Annotated in this window: 19 protein-coding genes; 6 read left to right on the forward strand and 13 right to left on the reverse strand. The window is 55.5% G+C overall.

Features of this window, described 5'->3' with window-relative positions:
* The first annotated feature begins 165 nt into the window (after nucleotides 1–165).
* Genes BUB69_RS16400 through BUB69_RS16410 form a run of 3 tightly spaced genes read left to right on the forward strand, consistent with a single transcriptional unit; the run spans nucleotide 166 to nucleotide 2,634 of the window.
* Nucleotides 166–663 (forward strand): ABC-three component system protein, encoded by a 498-nt coding sequence (locus tag BUB69_RS16400; protein ID WP_073168596.1) that lies wholly within the window; start codon nucleotides 166–168, stop codon nucleotides 661–663.
* On the forward strand, nucleotides 647–907 hold the full coding sequence (locus tag BUB69_RS16405; protein WP_073168599.1) for an ABC-three component system middle component 6: 261 nt from the start codon (nucleotides 647–649) through the stop codon (nucleotides 905–907). Before BUB69_RS16400 ends, BUB69_RS16405 begins: the two co-directional genes overlap by 17 nt.
* Nucleotides 898–2,634: a DUF2326 domain-containing protein gene (locus BUB69_RS16410; protein ID WP_073168601.1), complete on the forward strand. Its 1,737-nt coding sequence runs from the start codon at nucleotides 898–900 to the stop codon at nucleotides 2,632–2,634. Before BUB69_RS16405 ends, BUB69_RS16410 begins: the two co-directional genes overlap by 10 nt.
* Before the next feature lie 110 nt (nucleotides 2,635–2,744).
* Here BUB69_RS16410 and BUB69_RS29325 read toward each other — a convergent pair whose 3' ends face one another.
* The 13 genes from BUB69_RS29325 to exaC all read right to left on the reverse strand — a co-directional run bounded on the left by BUB69_RS29325 (nucleotide 2,745) and on the right by exaC (nucleotide 15,329).
* Nucleotides 2,745–3,017 carry a DUF4214 domain-containing protein gene (locus BUB69_RS29325; protein ID WP_281250925.1) on the reverse strand — a complete coding sequence of 91 codons (273 nt, stop codon included), beginning with the start codon at nucleotides 3,015–3,017 and terminating at the stop codon, nucleotides 2,745–2,747.
* A 35-nt stretch (nucleotides 3,018–3,052) separates the two neighbouring features.
* Nucleotides 3,053–4,138 (reverse strand): HNH endonuclease, encoded by a 1,086-nt coding sequence (locus tag BUB69_RS16420; RefSeq protein ID WP_073168605.1) that lies wholly within the window; start codon nucleotides 4,136–4,138, stop codon nucleotides 3,053–3,055.
* Nucleotides 4,122–4,853: an OmpA family protein gene (locus BUB69_RS16425; RefSeq protein WP_084537115.1), complete on the reverse strand. Its 732-nt coding sequence runs from the start codon at nucleotides 4,851–4,853 to the stop codon at nucleotides 4,122–4,124. Before BUB69_RS16425 ends, BUB69_RS16420 begins: the two co-directional genes overlap by 17 nt.
* The gene (locus BUB69_RS16430; protein ID WP_073168607.1) at nucleotides 4,853–6,496 is read right to left on the reverse strand and encodes a coiled-coil domain-containing protein; all 1,644 of its coding nucleotides are present in this window, start codon (nucleotides 6,494–6,496) and stop codon (nucleotides 4,853–4,855) included. The genes BUB69_RS16425 and BUB69_RS16430 overlap by 1 nt, the downstream gene beginning before the upstream one ends.
* Nucleotides 6,497–6,561: 65 nt before the next feature.
* On the reverse strand, nucleotides 6,562–6,726 hold the full coding sequence (locus tag BUB69_RS28890; protein ID WP_175561758.1) for a hypothetical protein: 165 nt from the start codon (nucleotides 6,724–6,726) through the stop codon (nucleotides 6,562–6,564).
* 562 nt (nucleotides 6,727–7,288) lie between these two features.
* Nucleotides 7,289–8,020: a LexA family transcriptional regulator gene (locus tag BUB69_RS16435; protein WP_073168609.1), complete on the reverse strand. Its 732-nt coding sequence runs from the start codon at nucleotides 8,018–8,020 to the stop codon at nucleotides 7,289–7,291.
* 339 nt (nucleotides 8,021–8,359) lie between these two features.
* Nucleotides 8,360–8,887 carry an inorganic diphosphatase gene (gene ppa, locus BUB69_RS16440; RefSeq protein WP_024688414.1) on the reverse strand — a complete coding sequence of 176 codons (528 nt, stop codon included), beginning with the start codon at nucleotides 8,885–8,887 and terminating at the stop codon, nucleotides 8,360–8,362.
* A gap of 118 nt (nucleotides 8,888–9,005) precedes the next feature.
* Nucleotides 9,006–9,815, reverse strand: coding sequence for a M90 family metallopeptidase (locus tag BUB69_RS16445; protein ID WP_073168611.1), 810 nt, complete (start codon nucleotides 9,813–9,815; stop codon nucleotides 9,006–9,008).
* Between the two features lie 3 nt (nucleotides 9,816–9,818).
* Complete coding sequence (locus BUB69_RS16450) at nucleotides 9,819–10,466, reverse strand: DedA family protein (RefSeq protein WP_073168614.1); 648 nt, start codon at nucleotides 10,464–10,466, stop codon at nucleotides 9,819–9,821.
* Between the two features lie 186 nt (nucleotides 10,467–10,652).
* A complete protein-coding gene (locus BUB69_RS16455) occupies nucleotides 10,653–11,114 on the reverse strand; it encodes a GNAT family N-acetyltransferase (RefSeq protein WP_073168616.1) in 462 nt (153 codons plus the stop codon).
* A gap of 85 nt (nucleotides 11,115–11,199) precedes the next feature.
* Nucleotides 11,200–12,078: an ethanolamine ammonia-lyase subunit EutC gene (gene eutC, locus BUB69_RS16460; protein WP_073168618.1), complete on the reverse strand. Its 879-nt coding sequence runs from the start codon at nucleotides 12,076–12,078 to the stop codon at nucleotides 11,200–11,202.
* On the reverse strand, nucleotides 12,075–13,469 hold the full coding sequence (locus BUB69_RS16465; RefSeq protein ID WP_073168620.1) for an ethanolamine ammonia-lyase subunit EutB: 1,395 nt from the start codon (nucleotides 13,467–13,469) through the stop codon (nucleotides 12,075–12,077). The genes eutC and BUB69_RS16465 overlap by 4 nt, the downstream gene beginning before the upstream one ends.
* A 339-nt stretch (nucleotides 13,470–13,808) precedes the next feature.
* Nucleotides 13,809–15,329 (reverse strand): acetaldehyde dehydrogenase ExaC, encoded by a 1,521-nt coding sequence (exaC, locus tag BUB69_RS16470; RefSeq protein WP_073168622.1) that lies wholly within the window; start codon nucleotides 15,327–15,329, stop codon nucleotides 13,809–13,811.
* 226 nt (nucleotides 15,330–15,555) lie between these two features.
* Here exaC and mpl point away from each other — a divergent pair, with 226 nt between their 5' ends.
* The 3 genes from mpl to BUB69_RS16485 are packed head-to-tail and all read left to right on the forward strand — an operon-like array spanning nucleotide 15,556 to nucleotide 17,808.
* Nucleotides 15,556–16,905, forward strand: a complete 1,350-nt coding sequence (gene mpl, locus BUB69_RS16475) for a UDP-N-acetylmuramate:L-alanyl-gamma-D-glutamyl-meso-diaminopimelate ligase (RefSeq protein WP_073168624.1) — start codon at nucleotides 15,556–15,558, stop codon at nucleotides 16,903–16,905.
* Nucleotides 16,902–17,531 carry a flavin prenyltransferase UbiX gene (gene ubiX, locus BUB69_RS16480; protein ID WP_073168627.1) on the forward strand — a complete coding sequence of 210 codons (630 nt, stop codon included), beginning with the start codon at nucleotides 16,902–16,904 and terminating at the stop codon, nucleotides 17,529–17,531. The genes mpl and ubiX overlap by 4 nt, the downstream gene beginning before the upstream one ends.
* On the forward strand, nucleotides 17,524–17,808 hold the full coding sequence (locus BUB69_RS16485; protein ID WP_073168927.1) for a YceK/YidQ family lipoprotein: 285 nt from the start codon (nucleotides 17,524–17,526) through the stop codon (nucleotides 17,806–17,808). The genes ubiX and BUB69_RS16485 overlap by 8 nt, the downstream gene beginning before the upstream one ends.
* Nucleotides 17,809–17,903 lie beyond the last annotated feature (95 nt).

The following is a 17,903-nucleotide window of genomic DNA, read 5'->3' on the forward strand; positions in this document are numbered from 1 at the left end:
CGCGTTTAACACGGAAAACCGGGCGGAAACGCCCTCAACGCGCGCTGCATCAGGCCATTTTCAGAAAATAGCGCTGGGTGCCGGGCAAATTGCGACTCGCCGCCGCTGCGTAGCAAGTTGATCGGAGCATCCTTAGAAGATGAGTTTATAAAGCTGGATGAGGATATGATTTTTATGATCGTCGGCGGTGTTCCGCAGATTGATAGTTCTCAGTTCCTGGATTATACCGTTTTAGGTGATGTAATTAATCATATTTTGGAGACGCCATCTCCTTTTAGTAGGTGCGGAAAATTAATTAGTCCGGACTTTGACGATAAAATTATTTTCAATGATTTGGTCTATAATGGTCATTGGTTAAGGGCGAAGCAGCTTGAGGTATGGCAGATAGATGATTACTACTCCAAGAATAGTAATTTCGCTAAGCAGTCTTTAAGAGATGCACTGGCGGCTTACTATGCCGAAAGTGTAGCGGCAATACCTTCGGCAACAGCCGGAAACTCAGCTGGAGATTTGCGTTTTGTTTATATATTAGATAAAATTGCGCCTCAGCATAGTTCGGTCTCGGTCGATAGGCTTAGAAAGGATGCTGCTTTAGTCTTGATGTCGAAATACTTCGAGACATGCGATATTTTTGAGGAGCCTAAAAATGCTCATGCCAGCTAAACATATTACGTTTGCTGAGTCACTTCTCGGGTTTGGTTCTTATGTTTTAGCCACCTTGTCAGAGCCGATGACTATCGACCAAGTCTGGCGGATTTTCGAGAGAGATTCCAATAAATATCCCGCATATCAAAGTTTTGATAATTTGATTCTCGCAGTTGATGTTCTTTTCGCCGTAGGTGCCTTAACACTTAATGAATATGGTGAGCTGGAACTTAAGAAAGTAGGGGGCGGTGTATGCGCTTAATTGAGTTGTATGCAAACTCCGCCAGCTTTAAACGTGTTCGTTTCAATGCGTCGGGCGCGTCCTTGGTTGTAGGTTCGCGTAGAGACCCGGTGCATCATGATGATGATACTAAGTCCTATAATGGCGTGGGTAAGTCTCTTCTTGTTGAGATAATTCATTTTTGCCTTGGGTCTAGCACTAATAAAGCCTTTAAAGAATATCTACCTGGGTGGGAGTTTACATTGGTAGTGATGATGGGCGACCGTCAGCTTCAAATTGTGCGCTCCACAGATAAGCAGGGTGAGGTTTATGTCGGTGACAAAGCTCTTAAGTTGAAGGCGTTCACTGATTTTTTGGCTAGAAACACATTTATTTTTACGGAGTCTTCGAGTTCGGGCCATTTGACATTCAGGTCTTTGATATCTCGTTTTATTAGACGTACTAAGTCGGACTATAATGATCCTAGGGTGACTACTTCAGATAGAGAACCGTACACGATATTGCTTCGAAATCTGTTTTTGCTTGGGGTTGATGTTACGTTGGCCGAGAAAAAATATCAGCTGAGGTCGCGGCAAACTCAACTCGAGTTGTTTGAGAAAAACTTTAAAACCGATCCATTCATTAAAGAGTATTATACCGGGAACAAGGATGCATCACTACAGTCTGGCTTTTTAGAGGAGCAAGTCGCCAGGCTTGCGGGGGATCTTGAGAGGTTTACGGTTGCTGATGATTATTACGATATTGAGAAAAGTGCTAATCAGCTCTCGGCAGAACTGAGAGAGTTGAAAAATAAAAAAACCGTTGCGGAAAATGCTATTTTGAATATATCGCGAAGCCTAGAGGCTCGAGCTGATATTCCATCGGAGACTATCAAAGGCGTTTATGGTGAATTGCTAGGTGCCTTCAAGCCAGAAGCTTTAAAGGAGCTTTCTGAGGTTGAAGCTTTTCATAAAAGTATCATTACGAACCGAGTTGCCCGACTCAGTCAGGAGCGCCGACGAATTGATCTCGAGCTGAACAAGCTGAATGCAGATATCAAAGAAAAGAATACTATTGTAGACCAGAAGCTATCTTATCTTTCAGATAAACGAGCGCTCGATCAATACGCTGCGGTGAGTGCTCAATTATCCGATATCAAGGCAAAGCTCCACAAATTAATGGATTACCAGCAGCTCTTGCATCAAAGTCGGGAGGAAGCAGCTCAGGTTAAAAAACTTCTGGCAGAGGAGAATCTGAAGACTAATGCCTATCTTGATGAGAGCGATGGGGAGCGACGTGATAAGCTATCTGTTTTTTCAAGGCTGGCAAAGCGTTTTTACCCAGATGCTCCAGCCGGAGTTATTTTAAATAATAACTCTGGTGATAATAAGATACGGTATGACTTTGATGTCAGAATCGAGGCTGATGGCTCGGATGGTATTAATGCCGTAAAATTGTTTTGTTATGATCTAAGTGTTGCCATATTGCGTGCCAATCATCAAGTTGGTTTTGTATGGCACGATAGTCGTCTTTTTAGTGATATTGATCCTAGGCAGCGGGCAGTTTTATTTCAGGTTGCAATGCAGTTGTCGAAAGAGTATGGGTTTCAGTATATTGCTACCGCTAACGAGGACCAGATTGATACGGTTCTTCCGGAGTTGTCTGCAACGCAACAAGAAGAGCTATTTGGAAGCATTGTTTTGAGGCTAAATGATGATGGCCCTGAAGGTAAGCTTCTTGGGCTACAGGTTGATATGCACTATCAATGATTCCTAATATCAGGCGTTGTGAGTTTTTGATGGTTGCAAACTATAGTTTTTGACGCGTGCGATCGTTTTTACGGTTAAGATGCCTGAGAGTTTCAGGCATCGTGGTCTGGTTAAGCTGCTAGATATTCAATGCCGTTTTGGATAGCTCCAGTAAGCGCAATTTTATTTTCATTCGATTCCGAAAAGCTCGCCAGCACCTGGGCGTCATTTAATGTACCGGCTTGCATTTGGCTAACCCAGTAAGCCATGTCTCCTTGATCAGGAGCTCTGTCTAGGATGTTGTGATAGAGCGTATTCGATCCACAAACCCCACCTAACCGTGTTGCAGTCAGAGTCTGCAATCGCCGCCGCCAATATGAATTTCTTTCCGTTGCCGTGTGCACACCACGACAAAAAATCCAATCATCACGGCAACAGTTCAATATTTATCAATAAACTCAATCGGATTTAGTACAGCCCAACCCTCAATGGCAGGGGCGTCGGCAACATACATAGCTATACGCTGCTCGGGCCACGCAGCCGCAACCTCTGTGACCACCAGTTTCTGGGCATTCATGACTTCGTAACCAATCACAGGAACCCCAAAACCTTTGTGTCGACCGTGCATAAGCCCGCCATGCACTGCAAGATCGGCTAGTGCCAGAGCCTGCTTCCAGTCGTCAGCAACGATGCTCTGCTCACGACGCAAACGATTAAGTATCTGCATGTTTTGAGTCGAGATAAACATGTGATCGTGCAGCGGCTGTTTACGGTGACAGTCAGCACAGAGGGGGCGAAGGTTTACCGTGCTGTTATCCTGTTTTACGCCGTTGATATGGTGAACGTGCAGTAAATGACGATGCTCTGTGAGGCTCACAGCACATGCCTCGCAAGTGAATCCACAACGCCCCCTCACATCCGCAGAAATTTCAGCCCAGTCCTTGGTGTAATCATTCCCGAGAGCACGCTGCGTCAAGCTGCTCGGTAGGTGGCGAAAGCTCGTACTGTAAGTTTCAAAGAATTTGCCAATCTCAAACCCATTCCAGATAGTTGAGCGTGTGCCCTCATGGCAGTAATTCTGGTAATTGAGCTTTTCTAGGCAGTTTTTACATACAAGCAGACGAGAATCCAGTTCCTCACGAACACCACGGCTGCTCTTGCCACTAATCGGGAAAATCCCGCTCAAATTATTAGTAACCACGTAGCGTTCAAAGCGTCCTTTGCTGCGCATGTCGTTCAGCGTTTTGCAGTCCGCCACATGGAAACGCTTACCTTTATCTGGAGACAGCTGCACTAAGTCCACTGGGGAGAATTGGTCAGGGATGTACAGCAACACCTGACGCCCATCGACACTCAGCAGCCCGTTAATGACATTCAAATCGTCGAGCTGAACCTCGCGCCCCTCCAACAGCGCGATATCGATAGGGTCAAGCTGTGCGGCCGCCGTCCAATCGAAATCAACGGTCTCCGCATTTAGCCGTTTGACCTGAGCCCATAGCCCGGAAAAATCAACGTTGATTTCCATCGAGTCTCTCAATGATTGTGCGGATCTGCAGCTCGGAGTTAGTGATCACCCGAAAGTTAACGCGTCGGGAGCGTGCGGCGTCTTCAGCGGTGCTACTTGCATCCACAAGGCGCCTTGACGAGGAGTAACCCACTGCCGCAAAGCTCGAACGGACCCAGTCCCTATCTGCTCCGGATGTCAACTTCGATAGTACGTACTGCAGCACCGAGCGCGTCCGATCCTGTGACAGCGCCATGTTCGGAAAATAGGCTTCATCACCATGCAGCGTTCCCCAATCACTGCTGGTATGTCCTTCGATACGAATCTCATCAATCGCCCCCCTGTAGCGGGAAAGCACAGCCACATAACGTGGAAAGAAGTCGGAGAGCATTGCTTGGAACTGTGTACTTAGCTCCGGCGAGCCTGAGCGAAACAGTACCTCGGGATTGTTGAAGGTCACTTGCAGAGTGTTGCGATCTATCGACGCATTCCAACGTGGGAGGTCACTCCTAAACTCATTGTTTAGGTCGTTATATATTGCTACCTGCGTGTCCTTATAGGCGACCGCGATCTCCTTGATGTTTTCTCGCTCGACCTGCACGTAGTACATGTAGGCAACAGCGATGAACAAGAACATCATCATTAGTCCGGACATCAGATCGGAAATGCCAATCCAGTGCTCGGCATCCTCCTTTTTCGAGTGCCGACTGCGGAACATATTGTCCAGAGAGCTCATTACGCACGCATCCTGCTAACCAGTTCTGCATGATCATCAGCAATCCGGCGTGAGATAGTGGCCAGGGCCGATCCCATTTCCCTGAAGACTTTCTCTAACTCACGCCCGATGGCTTGATCCATAGCATTAAGCTGCGCCTGCAGAGATGCGTTCGCGCGCTCGGTGGCCTCTCTGACCTGAGCTTCCACGGAGCCCATAGTGCGGTTAGCAGAGCCTTGAATCAGCGATTCAGTCTGGCTGAGGTTGCCCTCTACGGTTGAGCGCAACGTATTCATCGCGGCATCAACTGTCGATGTAAGACTGTCTTGAATCTTACCGGTCGCTTGTTTAAATGTTTCCGTCAATGAGCCAGACGCCTGCTCGATCGCCAGCCCCATTTGCTGCTCCAGTGACTTCGAATTATTCAGCATGCTTTCTAGGGTGCCACGCACAGAGGCGCCGAACTCCTGCGCCGCATCTTTCATATTCTCGTTGATCTGTTCCGTCTGGCTGCTGATCACATGCGAGGCCTCTGTCAAGGCTGTATTGGTGAGATCAACCGAGCGTCCGAACTCCATTGAGCCCTCGTGCATGGTAGATATGACGCCCTGCATGCCATCTGAGAGCGCCTTAGAAAGAGTATCCATATGCTGCTGCAGCTCTGGCACCGCGCTCGTGGCTTTATCGCGCATAGCAATGAACACATCCAGATGCCGTTGCAGTTCCTGAATTTGGTGCTGATTGACCTGCAGTACTGGCTCTAGCTGGCCGATAGCCGCTGGAATGCTCTGGCAGTGACTATCAATTGAGCCAATGGATTGTTCAGAGGTCGTCAACGAACGGCTGATAGCCTCATTAGCTGTAGCAGTACGTTCAAGTTCACGGACAGCCGTTTCGATACGTGCCTCCAACACTTCTACATGCTGCTTGTACTGCTCCTGCCAGTCGACCATCTTGCCGACAGACTCATTAAGCGCCTTGAAGTTGTCGCCAAACTGCTCCACCAAGTGCTTATTGAAGTCCTGAATCACTTGTCGAAGCGCATTGATCACCGTCTCTGTGGCAGATTGCGCCAGCATCTCGCTAAACAGAACCAAGTGTTTAAAAAGCTTGTCCTGAAACTCGTGCTGTCCACGATCCAAGCCATTCCGGAAGTCGCCCATATCTGACCGCAATAACTTCAGTTGCCCCGCTACCGAGCCTTCCTCACTGCCCGCGAGGGAGTGATTAAGCGCCTCTAACAGCTTTTCCTGTCGGCTCATCACGCCGTAGATATGCTCAGGTGTAACTGAGTCAGGCTGCTCTGCCTTCCCGCGCGTGGGCTCAAACCACCAAGCATCCAAAGCCTTAAGCACAATTGATAGCGTCATGCCGACCAGGCTTGTGATAAATGCGGTTTTCAGACCATCAAGGAGGTCCTCAATGCTGCTCTTGATGTCGTGTGCATTGAAGTCCAGCAAGCCGATAACTATACCTATAAAGGTACCCAGAATGCCCAGCGATACCAGTACCGCGGGTGCATGCTCGACAAAAAAGCCGTGCTTGCCAGTTTTGCCTTGGATGATTGCCATGGCAAAGATTGCCAACATTACCCAGGTGAACAACTCAGTCATCGTGCCCGCTGAGGCGGATCTCAGGGCACCCTCAAGGTATTGGCTAATCATTTGCAAACTCCATAATCAGGCACGGAAGAAAGTCCAGGGGAAAATGTCGCGCTCTCGAAAAAAGCTCAGGCTATGCGGCAGTCGGGTTCTCGGTTGGCGAGCTTGAAGGGGGCGGTGTAGCGAATGGTACGGTCAGCCGAACGCGATTTTAGTAGGCCGATCCGTTGCATCAGCGGGATAAACAAGAGCAGCGTGCCTCGGACCTGCGCAATGAGGGGGGTGATATCCATTTCCTAGCCTTCAGTCCTGAGTTAACGAATATTACCGAAAATAAGCGTAAGTTGTTGGCGCTGATTGAAAACTGACCCAGGCACGCAACGAACCTCATACAGGTAACCAGCGCCTTGATGATGGAAGCGATGCAGGGCCTGTGGTTGAGATGGAACACGCACCCTTTTTCCTTTGGGTCACTTAGTACAGGATGTTTTGCTATGGCTGGAAGGCACCAGCGGCAAGGACGACAGACATTTGCCATCCCAAATAAAGCTCACTGGTGTATGGGCTGAAGTATGGGTTGAGTAAAATTCAGAACAAAAAATTCTTATTTTACAAACGCTTAGCGCATTAAAAAGCCGGCTTGTGGCCGGCTTCTCGTGGGCAATCTTGGTCTATTTTTGGTAAACCGCAATCGCCTGCAACAGGTGCATTCGCAAGGAATGCTGATAAGGAAGCTGGGCAGATGGGTCATCTGCCGCGCTGTGCCATCGCCGCTGGGCGGTGAGGCTTTTGATGGCCGACAGCATACTGATGTTTGCGGTCAATGCCCAGCCTTGATGTGTCTTCATTCCATGGTCAGAACAGCAGCATCGCGTTGCGGCGGCTGTTGAGCGTGGACCACCAGAAGATCCAGCCCAGGATCCTTATGCGTTCGTCCTCGATGTCTTCGGCGCTGAAGATTTCGTCAGGGTATTCGGCGTCATTGTGGCTGCGCAGGCGCAGTCCGCCGTTGGGCAAGCGGTAGAGGTAGCGCACGCGCAGGATGCCACCATGTTCGAGGGCGTAGATCTCCCCGTCTATGACCTGAGTCAGTTCACGGTCCACGCCCAGGATCGAGCCGTCCTGAATCTTGTCGGCCATGCTGTTGCCGACCATGGCGACGCACAGGCAGTTTTTGGGGTCGATCCCCATGGTTTGCAGGACCTGCAACGGCAGGCGGATTTTTTGTCCGGGGGCTTCTGCCAGGACGGTTTTGCTGACGCCATGGGTGGATTCGATTTCCTTGAAGATCTGAATTTCCACGTCTCCACGCAGCATGTTTCTTCCTTGATGGACGACCAGTCGCGTATCTCCGCCGTCGTTTTCATTGGCGGAATCGGTCGGGTGTTTGGGGCCTTCGCCGGTGCGCAGCCAGCGTGCGTTAACGGTTAATAGTTCAGCCACCTCGTCAATACGCGCCATGGGGACGCCGCGCTTGAACCAGTTATTGACGTGTTGCGGTGTGATCTTGCGGTTGGCTGCAAAATCGGTCGCAGTGAGGTGGCACTCTTTGAGAAGAATGCGGAGTCGATCGCCTGATGTATTCATGGGGCCGAGTTTACTGGCGTGATCAGGGCGTTTAAATGAACGAGGTGTTGATGTCGTCGTTATCGCGGGGGGTGTACGGCGAGAGGTATGACAGACGAGGAGATTGTTGCGTAGGCATGTTCCGTAATCGCCGGATTTTGGGTAAACGCTGTTGATTTCGTTTAGGCCGGGTACGCGGGTGTTCACGGAATGTTTATAGGGGACGAGTGATTAAACGCATTTTTAAACGCGGCTTTTGAAAAAATTTTGTCGCAGAGTGGAGGAGGGGGCGAGCGGAGGGGGCGTAGGTCTATGCCAAGACACCCGCAACGCAGGTGCCTCGACATAACAAACCGTCAATCAGCCTTTGAAGGCTGCAACCGATTTGGTGATTTCAGCGCGGGCAGCGTCTGCGTTGCCCCAGCCTTCGATCTTGACCCATTTGCCTTTTTCGAGATCCTTGTAGTTCTCGAAGAAGTGCTTGATCTGCTCAAGCAGCAGGGCTGGCAGGTCGGTGTACTCTTTGACGTCGACGTACAGCTGGGACAGCTTGTCGTGCGGGACTGCGATGACTTTGGCATCGCCGCCGCCGTCGTCGGTCATGTGCAGGATGCCGACCGGGCGTGCGCGGATGACCGAACCTGGGGAAACCGGGTACGGAGTCACGACCAGGACGTCGAGGGGGTCGCCGTCATCCGCCAGGGTGTTGGGGATGAAGCCGTAGTTGGCTGGGTAGAACATTGGGGTGGCCATGAAACGATCAACGAACAGGCAATCGGAGTCTTTGTCGATTTCGTATTTGATCGGCGCGTGGTTGGCCGGGATTTCGATCGCGACGTAGATGTCGTTCGGAAGGTCTTTGCCTGCCGGAATCTTGCTGTAGCTCATTGGGCTTTGCCCCCGTAGTTGACCAGACAGATTTTGGCGCGAACCGCCAAAAAGTGGTCCGGATTATAGGCATATTCTGTTTTGGTTGCCACGCGTGGGGTTTGGGCGGTTCAGCCCCTTAATGGGCCTTGTACGCCGGGTCCTGTTCCTGCAAAGCCTGCAATCGGGCGAGCGTGTCCTGTCGATAGAAGGCTTTAAGCTGCTCGTAGACGGCGGGGTAGCTGGCGTGCAGCAGGTCCGGGGCGCAGAAGAAGTATTCGCTGGTGACGGCGAAGAATTCGGCCGGGTCCTGCGCGGCGTAGGGGTCTATGGCGGTTTCGGCGTCCGGGTTCAGGTCCATCTGATGGTTGAGGTCATCGAAGGCGCTTTGCATGACGCTGGCCCATTCGGTGATGCGCATGTCGCTGTGCAGTGGCGGCAGACCGTTGGCGTCGCCGTTAAGCATGTCGAGCTTGTGCGCCAGTTCATGAATCACCAGGTTGTAGGCATCCCAGTCACCGCTTGAGACCACACCCGGCCAGGCCAGAATCACCGGGCCTTGCAGCCAGGCCTCGCCGCTGTGTTCGCCGTCCCACTCGTGTTCGATGCCACTGGCGTCGCGATGACGCTGCGGACTGACGAAGTCGTCGGGGTAGAGCACGATCTCGTGAAAGCCCTGATACCAGTTCAGGTCGTCGAGGCTGAGCAGCGGCAGTTGTGCCTGTGCCGCCAGGAACAGCCGCTGTTCGTCATTCAGTTCCACGCCCGGCAGCGTGGTCAGGTGCTTGTCGTGCAGAAACAGCACGCAGGCGTCACGCAGTCGCGTTTGCTCCTCGGCGGTCAAGCCGTCAAGGATAGGCAGGCGCTGGCGAACGGTTTGCCACAGTTCGGTGGAAATCGGGTTCTTCGCCAGCGTTCGTTGCCTGCGCCAGGCACGGAATGACCACATGTTTCAGCTGGCGTCGACGGAGCGGCCTGTGCGGCTGCGAACTACGCCAATAATCATGGGCAGCAGCGACAGCACAATGATCGCCAGCACCAGGAACGTCAGGTTTTGCTTGATGAACGGCACGTTGCCAAAGAAAAAGCCCAGGGTGACCAGGCTGCCGACCCACAGTACCGAGCCCAGCACGCTGAAACCCACGAAGCGGGGGTAGGACATGCGGCCGACACCCGCCACAAAAGGTGCGAAGGTGCGGATGATCGGCAGAAAGCGCGCCAGCGTGACAGTCTTGCCGCCATGATGCTCATAGAACACCTGGGTGCGCAGCAGGTAGTCGCGGCGGAAAATCTTTGATTTCGGGTTACTGAACAGCTTCTCGCCAGCTGTGCGCCCGATGATGTAGTTGGTGCTGTCGCCCAGTATCGCCGCCAGCATCAGCAGCCCGGCCAGCAGCACCGGATCCATGCCGCCCCCTGCTGCCACGGCACCTGCGATGAACAACAAGGAGTCGCCCGGCAGGAACGGCATGATCACCAGACCGGTTTCGCAGAAGATCACCAGAAACAGGATCGCGTAGATCCAGGTGCCATAGTTGGTCACCAGCAGGTCGAGATAAACATCGAGATGCAGGATGAGGTCAAGCGGATTGAATTCCATTGAAGCACCTGAGGCGAGACCCCTGAGCCGGGTCACATGCGGAAGAAACGACTGTGCAGTACGCGCGGCATTATAGAAGGAGATTGCGGCCAGCGGGCCGTGAGGTTTCAACAGAGATGTTACAACTGTTGCGAGAGGGGATATTCGCGAGCAACCCCAGGCGACTCCGGTTACTCGCGAACAGACTCAACGGTCTGAATTGATCGGCAGCACGTAGTTCTTGAACTGGGTGTCTTCCTTGAAACCGATGGACTCGTAGACCTTCTGCGCCACCTCGTTGTTGCTGCTGGTCGATACCCGCATGCGCACGGCCTGGGTTTCCTTGGCCATTTTCTTGGCCTGCTTCATCAGGTGGTCGGCGACCAGTTGTCTGCGGGCGTCTTCGGCGACATAGATGTCGTTGAGAATCCATACGCGCTTGAGCGACAGCGATGAATAGCTGGGGTAGAGCTGGCAGAACCCGAGCAAGCGGCCTTCGTCATCGTCGGCCAGCGCCAGGTAGATCTCCGACTCCTTGCGACGCAGGCGTTTTTCGAGAAAGTCCCGCGATGAGTCCGGGAAAGGCATTTCGCCGTAGAACTCGCGGTATTTGACGAACATCGGGCAGAGCAGGTCCAGGTGTTCGAGCGTGGCTTTTATGATCCGCATGGTTGTGCCTCAACTTCATTATGGGCTAATGCAGTGCGCCAGGATGGTCACAGCGATGCTGCCTGTCGGCTTTAGAAAGCGCAATCTAATGCGCTTCGTCGGGGCCTGCGAGCAAGAAATTGCCAGTGCGTCTGGCCGGTGTATCGGCGCTGGGCTCCGATTCCACCGTCTTGAGTTCGGCCTCGTCTTTGAGTTTTACCCCGGAAACCTGACGGCGGCAGGCTTCGCGCATCAGATACAGCAGGCGATGGGCTGCCATTGCGTAACTCAGACCTTCCAGGCGGACGTTGGAGATGCAGTTGCGGTGCGCATCGTTGAGGCCGACTTTCGGCGCGTAGGTGAAGTACAGGCCCAGGCTGTCGGGCGAACTGAGTCCCGGCCGTTCGCCGATCAGGATGACCACCATTTTCGCACCCAGTAATTCACCGATTTCGTCAGCGATGGCAACGCGGCCCTGTTCAACCAGGATGACAGGCGACAGCGTCCAGCCTTCAGCTTCGGCCTGTTCTTCCAGCCGAGCCAAAAAAGGCACGGCATGGCGGTGCACGGCCAGCGCTGACAGGCCATCGGCCACGACCACGGCCAGATCGAGTCCGCCCGGGTGAGCGGCTGCGTATTCGCGCAACTGGCTGGCGGAGTCTTCGTTCAGGCGTCGTCCGAGGTCCGGGCGCTGCAGGTAGCTGTCGCGGTCGGCGGCTGCGCTGTGGAGCAGCAGTGTTTCACGGCCTTTTTCTGCCAGTTGGGCGCTGATGCCTGCAGGGTCGAACGCCAGGTGCACGGCATCGCGCGCCTGGGCGTGGGCAAATTGAAAGTCCAGTTGCGCTGCGGTCGGCAGGCTGGTGCCGGTGCGACCCAGGGCGATGCGCGCGGGTGTCAGGCGACGCAGTTCCAGCCAGGGATTGGGCGGCGTGGCTTCCAGCTCGACTGCAGTGTTATGCGGTTCATTCACAGGCGGTTCCCTCATGCCAGATGCGCCAGGGCGTGCCGAAAGGCGGGTGGCAGGTTGTCGCCGAAACGCACGCGGCCATCGGCCTGCGTGAAGATGCCCATTTTTTCCAGCCACGCTTCGTACTCAGGGGCCGGACGCAGGCCCAGGCTTTGACGGGCATACAGCGCGTCGTGGAAGGACGTGGTCTGGTAGTTGAGCATGATGTCGTCGGAGCCGGGGATGCCCATGATGAAATTGATCCCGGCGACGCCCAGCAGCGTGAGCAGTGTGTCCATGTCGTCCTGATCGGCTTCGGCATGGTTGGTGTAGCAGATGTCGCAGCCCATCGGCACGCCCAGCAATTTGCCGCAGAAGTGGTCTTCGAGCCCGGCGCGAATGATCTGCTTGCCGTTGTACAGGTACTCCGGCCCGATGAAGCCGACCACGGTGTTGACCAGAAACGGATTGAAATGCCGCGCAACGGCGTAAGCGCGGGTTTCGCAGGTCTGCTGATCAACGCCGTGGTGCGCATTGGCTGACAACGCGCTGCCTTGTCCGGTTTCGAAATACATCAGGTTCTGCCCGAGCGTGCCGCGGTTTAGGCTCAAACCGGCCTCGTAACCTTCCTGCAACAACTGCAAATTGATGCCAAAACTGGCGTTGGCGGCTTCGGTGCCGGTGATCGACTGAAACACCAGATCCACGGGCACACCCCGGTTGATCACTTCAATGGAGGTCGTGACGTGGGTCAGCACGCAGGACTGGGTCGGGATCTCGTAGCGCTGCACGATGGCGTCAAGCATTTCCAGCAGAGCGATGATGGACGAAGTGCTGTCAGTGGCCGGATTGATGCCGATCATGGCGTCGCCGTTGCCATACAGCAGGCCGTCCAGCACGCTGGCTGCGATGCCCGAGGGGTCGTCGGTCGGGTGATTGGGTTGCAGACGGGTCGACAGACGACCCCGCAGGCCCATGGTATTGCGGAAGCGCGTGACGACACGGATTTTCTGCGCCACCAGTATCAGATCCTGCACGCGCATGATCTTCGAGACAGCGGCGGCCATCTCCGGTGTCAGGCCGGGAGCCAGCGCTCGCAGGCTGGTTTCGTCAGCCTGGTCGCTGAGCAGCCAGTCGCGAAAACCGCCAACGGTCAGGTGGCTGACGGGCGCGAAAGCCTGTGCGTCGTGGGTATCGATGATCAGGCGCGTGACTTCGTCGTCTTCGTAAGGAATCAGCGCCTCTTCAAGAAAATGCTTGAGCGGGATGTTCGCCAGCGCCATTTGCGCGGCTACGCGCTCGCCGTCGTTCTGCGCGGCCACTTCGGCCAGAAAGTCGCCGGAACGCGCAGGACTGGCCTTGGCCATGACTTCCTTGAGGCTGTCGAAGCGGTACGTCTGCGCGCCGACAGAATGTGAAAAGCTCGCCATACAGATTCTCCATGACGTCCCGCTGGTCGCGTCGGACGTGGTCTTTCGGTCGAACCGGTGACGTCCCGGTTCAAACGACTGTGGGAAGCGATGTAAGCAATTAATACTCCATCCTGCCGATGAGTGCGAGTTTGCGGGCTGTTGCGGGTGACTCAGAGGGGGCGTGCGTTATGCCGGGGCATTGGTCGATCGGGCAGTGCGCGACGATGGTGCGTATGGTGAGTGTTCACACGCAGCGTACGCACGTGGAGGCATGCGCTCCAACGCTCCGAAAAACGTGCCCGCTCTACCACTCATGACGCTGAGTGCAGAGCGGGGGACGTTCATGACGTCAGATGATCAGAAGAACCCGAGCGGATGAGTGTCGTAGCTCACCAGCAGGTTTTTGGTCTGCTGATAGTGCTCAAGCGCGACCTTGTGGGTTTCGCGGCCGACGCCGGACTTCTTGTAGCCGCCGAACGCCGCATGCGCCGGGTACAGGTGGTAGCAGTTGGTCCAGACCCGACCGGCCTTGATGGCGCGGCCCACGCGGTAGGCACGGTTGATGTCGCGGGTCCAGAGGCCTGCGCCCAGGCCGAACTCGGTGTCGTTGGCGATGGCCACGGCTTCGGCTTCGTCCTTGAAGGTCGTGACGCTGACCACCGGGCCGAAGATCTCTTCCTGGAAAACGCGCATTTTGTTATTGCCTTTGAGCAGCGTCGGCTGGATGTAGTAGCCGCTGGACAGATCACCTTCCAGCTTCTCGACCTTGCCGCCGGTCAGCAGCTCGGCGCCTTCACCCTTGGCAATGTCGAGGTAGGAGAGAATCTTGTCGAATTGTTGCTCGGAGGCCTGAGCGCCGACCATGGTGTCGGTGTCCAGCGGGTCGCCGCGCTTGATCTTCTCGACCTTGCGCATCACGGCTTCCATGAACTGTGGATAAATCGATTCCTGAACCAGCGCACGGGATGGGCAGGTGCAGACTTCGCCCTGATTGAAGAATGCCAGCACCAGACCTTCGGCGGCCTTTTCGATGAACTCCGGTTCGGCGCTCATGATGTCTTCGAAGAAGATGTTCGGCGATTTGCCGCCCAACTCCACGGTGGACGGGATGATGTTGTCCGCCGCCAGCTTCATGATGTGCGAGCCGACCGGGGTCGAGCCAGTGAAGGCGATCTTGGCAATGCGTTTGCTGCTGGCCAGGGCTTCGCCTGCTTCGCGGCCATAACCCTGCACGATGTTCAGTACGCCGGGCGGCAGCAGGTCGCCAATCAACTCGATCAGCACGCTGATGCCCAGCGGGGTCTGCTCGGCAGGCTTGAGCACGATGCAGTTACCCGCCGCCAGCGCAGGCGCGAGTTTCCAGGCGGCCATCAGGATCGGGAAGTTCCAGGGGATGATCTGCCCGACCACGCCCAGCGGTTCGTGAATGTGGTAGGCCACGGTGTTGCCGTCGATCTCGGCAGCGCTGCCTTCCTGCGCGCGCAGCACGCCTGCGAAGTAGCGGAAGTGGTCGGCGGCCAGCGGGATGTCGGCGTTGAGGGTTTCGCGAATCGCCTTGCCGTTGTCCCAGGTTTCGGTGATCGCCAGGGTTTCCAGATTGGCTTCGATACGGTCGGCGATCTTCAGCAGGACCAGCGAGCGGGCCTGCACTGAGGTCGAGCCCCAGTCTGCGGCGGCTGCGTGGGCGGCGTCGAGGGCCTTGTCGATGTCTTCGGCGGTTGAGCGGGGGAATTCGGCGATGGCCTTGCCGGTGACGGGCGAGGTGTTGGTGAAATACTGACCTTTGACCGGGGCAACGAACTCGCCACCGATGTAGTTACCGTAGCGTTCCTTGAAGTTGACGATGGCGCCTTCGGTACCGGGATGAGCGTAACGCATGGTATGTCTCCTGGTTCTTGTTGTGAGGAAGTCTGTATCGATTCAGCTTTCAAACATCTGGCAGCAGGTATTCAAGAGTAGGCTATTTGCCTCGCCTTCGGGACCTGAACTTTAGCCTCATGTTCATGGCCTGGACCAGACCCTGCACCGCGAGGCTACGGACAAACTCAGGGTGCCATTTCAACCTCCCTACGTTAACCTGCGCGGATGTTCTGAGAGGTTGGTCATGCATATTCATATCCTTGGTATCTGCGGCACGTTCATGGGTTCGCTGGCGGTGCTCGCCAAAGAGTCGGGGCATCGGGTCACAGGCTCCGACGCCAACGTCTATCCACCCATGAGTACGCAGCTCGAAGCCCAGGGCATCGAGCTGACCCAGGGTTACGACCCCGCACAGCTTGATCCCGCGCCGGACCTCATCGTCATCGGCAATGCCCTGTCGCGTGGCAACCCGGCGGTCGAGCATGTTCTGAATAAAGGTTTGCCTTATGTGTCCGGCCCGCAATGGCTGGCGGACCATGTGTTGCAAGGGCGTTGGGTATTGGCAGTGGCCGGTACGCATGGCAAGACCACCACCAGCAGCATGCTGGCGTGGGTGCTAGAGCACGCGGGCATGAGCCCCGGCTTTTTGATCGGCGGCATTCCACAGAATTTCGCGGTCTCGGCACGTTTGGGCGACACGCCGTTCTTCGTGGTCGAGGCCGATGAGTATGACAGCGCCTTCTTCGATAAACGTTCCAAGTTCCTCCATTACCACCCGCGCACCACGATCCTCAACAACCTTGAGTTCGATCACGCTGACATCTTCCCGGATCTGGCTGCCATCGAGCGGCAGTTTCACCATCTGGTGCGCACTATCCCGAGTGAAGGCCTGGTGATTCATCCCACCACCGAGCCCGCCCTGTCGCGTGTCATCGAGATGGGCTGCTGGACGCCAGTACAAACCACTGGAGAAGGCGGCCAATGGCAGGCGCGTCTGCTGAGTGCCGACGGTTCGCGCTTTGAGGTGGTGTTCGACGGTCAGGTGCAAGGCACGGTCGATTGGGGCATGACCGGTCAGCACAACGTCGCTAACGCCTTGGCAACGCTCGCCGCGGCCCGTCACGTAGGCGTCGTGCCTGCGCAAGGCGTCGAGGCGCTGAGTGCGTTCAAGAGTGTCAAGCGGCGCATGGAGAAGGTCGCCGATGTGCGCGGCATCATTCTTTATGACGACTTCGCCCACCACCCGACCGCCATCGCCACCACCCTTGACGGTCTGCGCAAGAACGTCGGCGACGCACCGATCATTGCCGTGATCGAGCCACGCTCCAATTCCATGAAGCTCGGCGCGCACCGCGACGGTCTGCCGGAGAGCGTGAAGCAGGCTGATCAGGTGGTGTGGTACGCACCCGCCAATCTGGGCTGGGATCTGGCTGCAACGGCGGCTGAATGCTCTGTGCCAGCAGTGGTGTGCGATTCGCTTGATGCGATCATTGCGCGGGTCAAAAGCCAGGCGCAGTCAGGCACGCATATCGTGATCATGAGCAACGGCGGCTTCGGCGGCCTGCATGGCAAACTGGCCGAGGCTTTGAAATGAGCGGGCCGGAACGCATCACGGTCGCCATGACCGGCGCCTCGGGCGCGCAATATGGCCTGCGTCTGCTGGATTGTCTGGTGCGTGAAGACCGGGAAGTGCATTTCCTGATTTCCAAGGCCGCGCAACTGGTGATGGCGACCGAGACTGATGTGCGCCTGCCGCCCAAGCCGATGATGATGCAGGCGTTCCTGACCGAGTACACCGGTGCGGCAGCGGGGCAGATTCGGGTCTATGGACGTGATGACTGGATGTCGCCTGTGGCGTCTGGTTCGGGTTCGCCAAGCGCAATGGTCGTGGTGCCGTGTTCGACCGGCACGCTGTCGGCGATTGCGACCGGGGCCTGCAACAACCTCATCGAGCGCGCGGCTGATGTCACCCTCAAGGAGCGTCGCCAGTTGATTCTGGTGCCACGCGAGGCACCGTTCTCCAGCATTCATCTGGAGAACATGCTCAAGCTGTCGAACATGGGCGCCGTGATCCTCCCCGCGTCGCCCGGTTTCTATCATCAGCCGCAGACCATCGATGATCTGGTGGATTTCGTGGTGGCGCGGATTCTGAACCTGCTGAATGTGCCGCAGGACATGTTGCCGCGCTGGGGTGAGCACCATGTCGGTGGCGATGAATAAGCTGCTGATCATTGCGCTGGCGCTGGTCATGACCGGCTGCGCCACGGTGCGTACGCTCGATGCCGCCAAACCCGGCGCGCCAGTGGTCTACGCGGGCACGCGGCTGGACATGTATGCGATAGAGGGTGGTTGCTGCGCAACCGATCTCTTCGGGGCCGAGGCTCCGAGCTATCCGGGTGTGGACCTGCCGGCTAGCGCCTTGCTTGATACCGTGTTGCTGCCGTTGTCGCTGCTGGCCGCGTTAGGCTTTTTTGTTCAGGCTACTGGCGGGCTTTGACCGACATGGTGGAAGCCGACCGGACAGCGTTTGGTTTGCCCGCGGATACTGCGCTTCATTCACTGAGTATTTGTAGGGCGTACCAGCCCTTTCGT

Origin of the sequence: Pseudomonas asturiensis, assembly GCF_900143095.1 — a bacterium.
GTDB lineage: Bacteria > Pseudomonadota > Gammaproteobacteria > Pseudomonadales > Pseudomonadaceae > Aquipseudomonas > Aquipseudomonas asturiensis.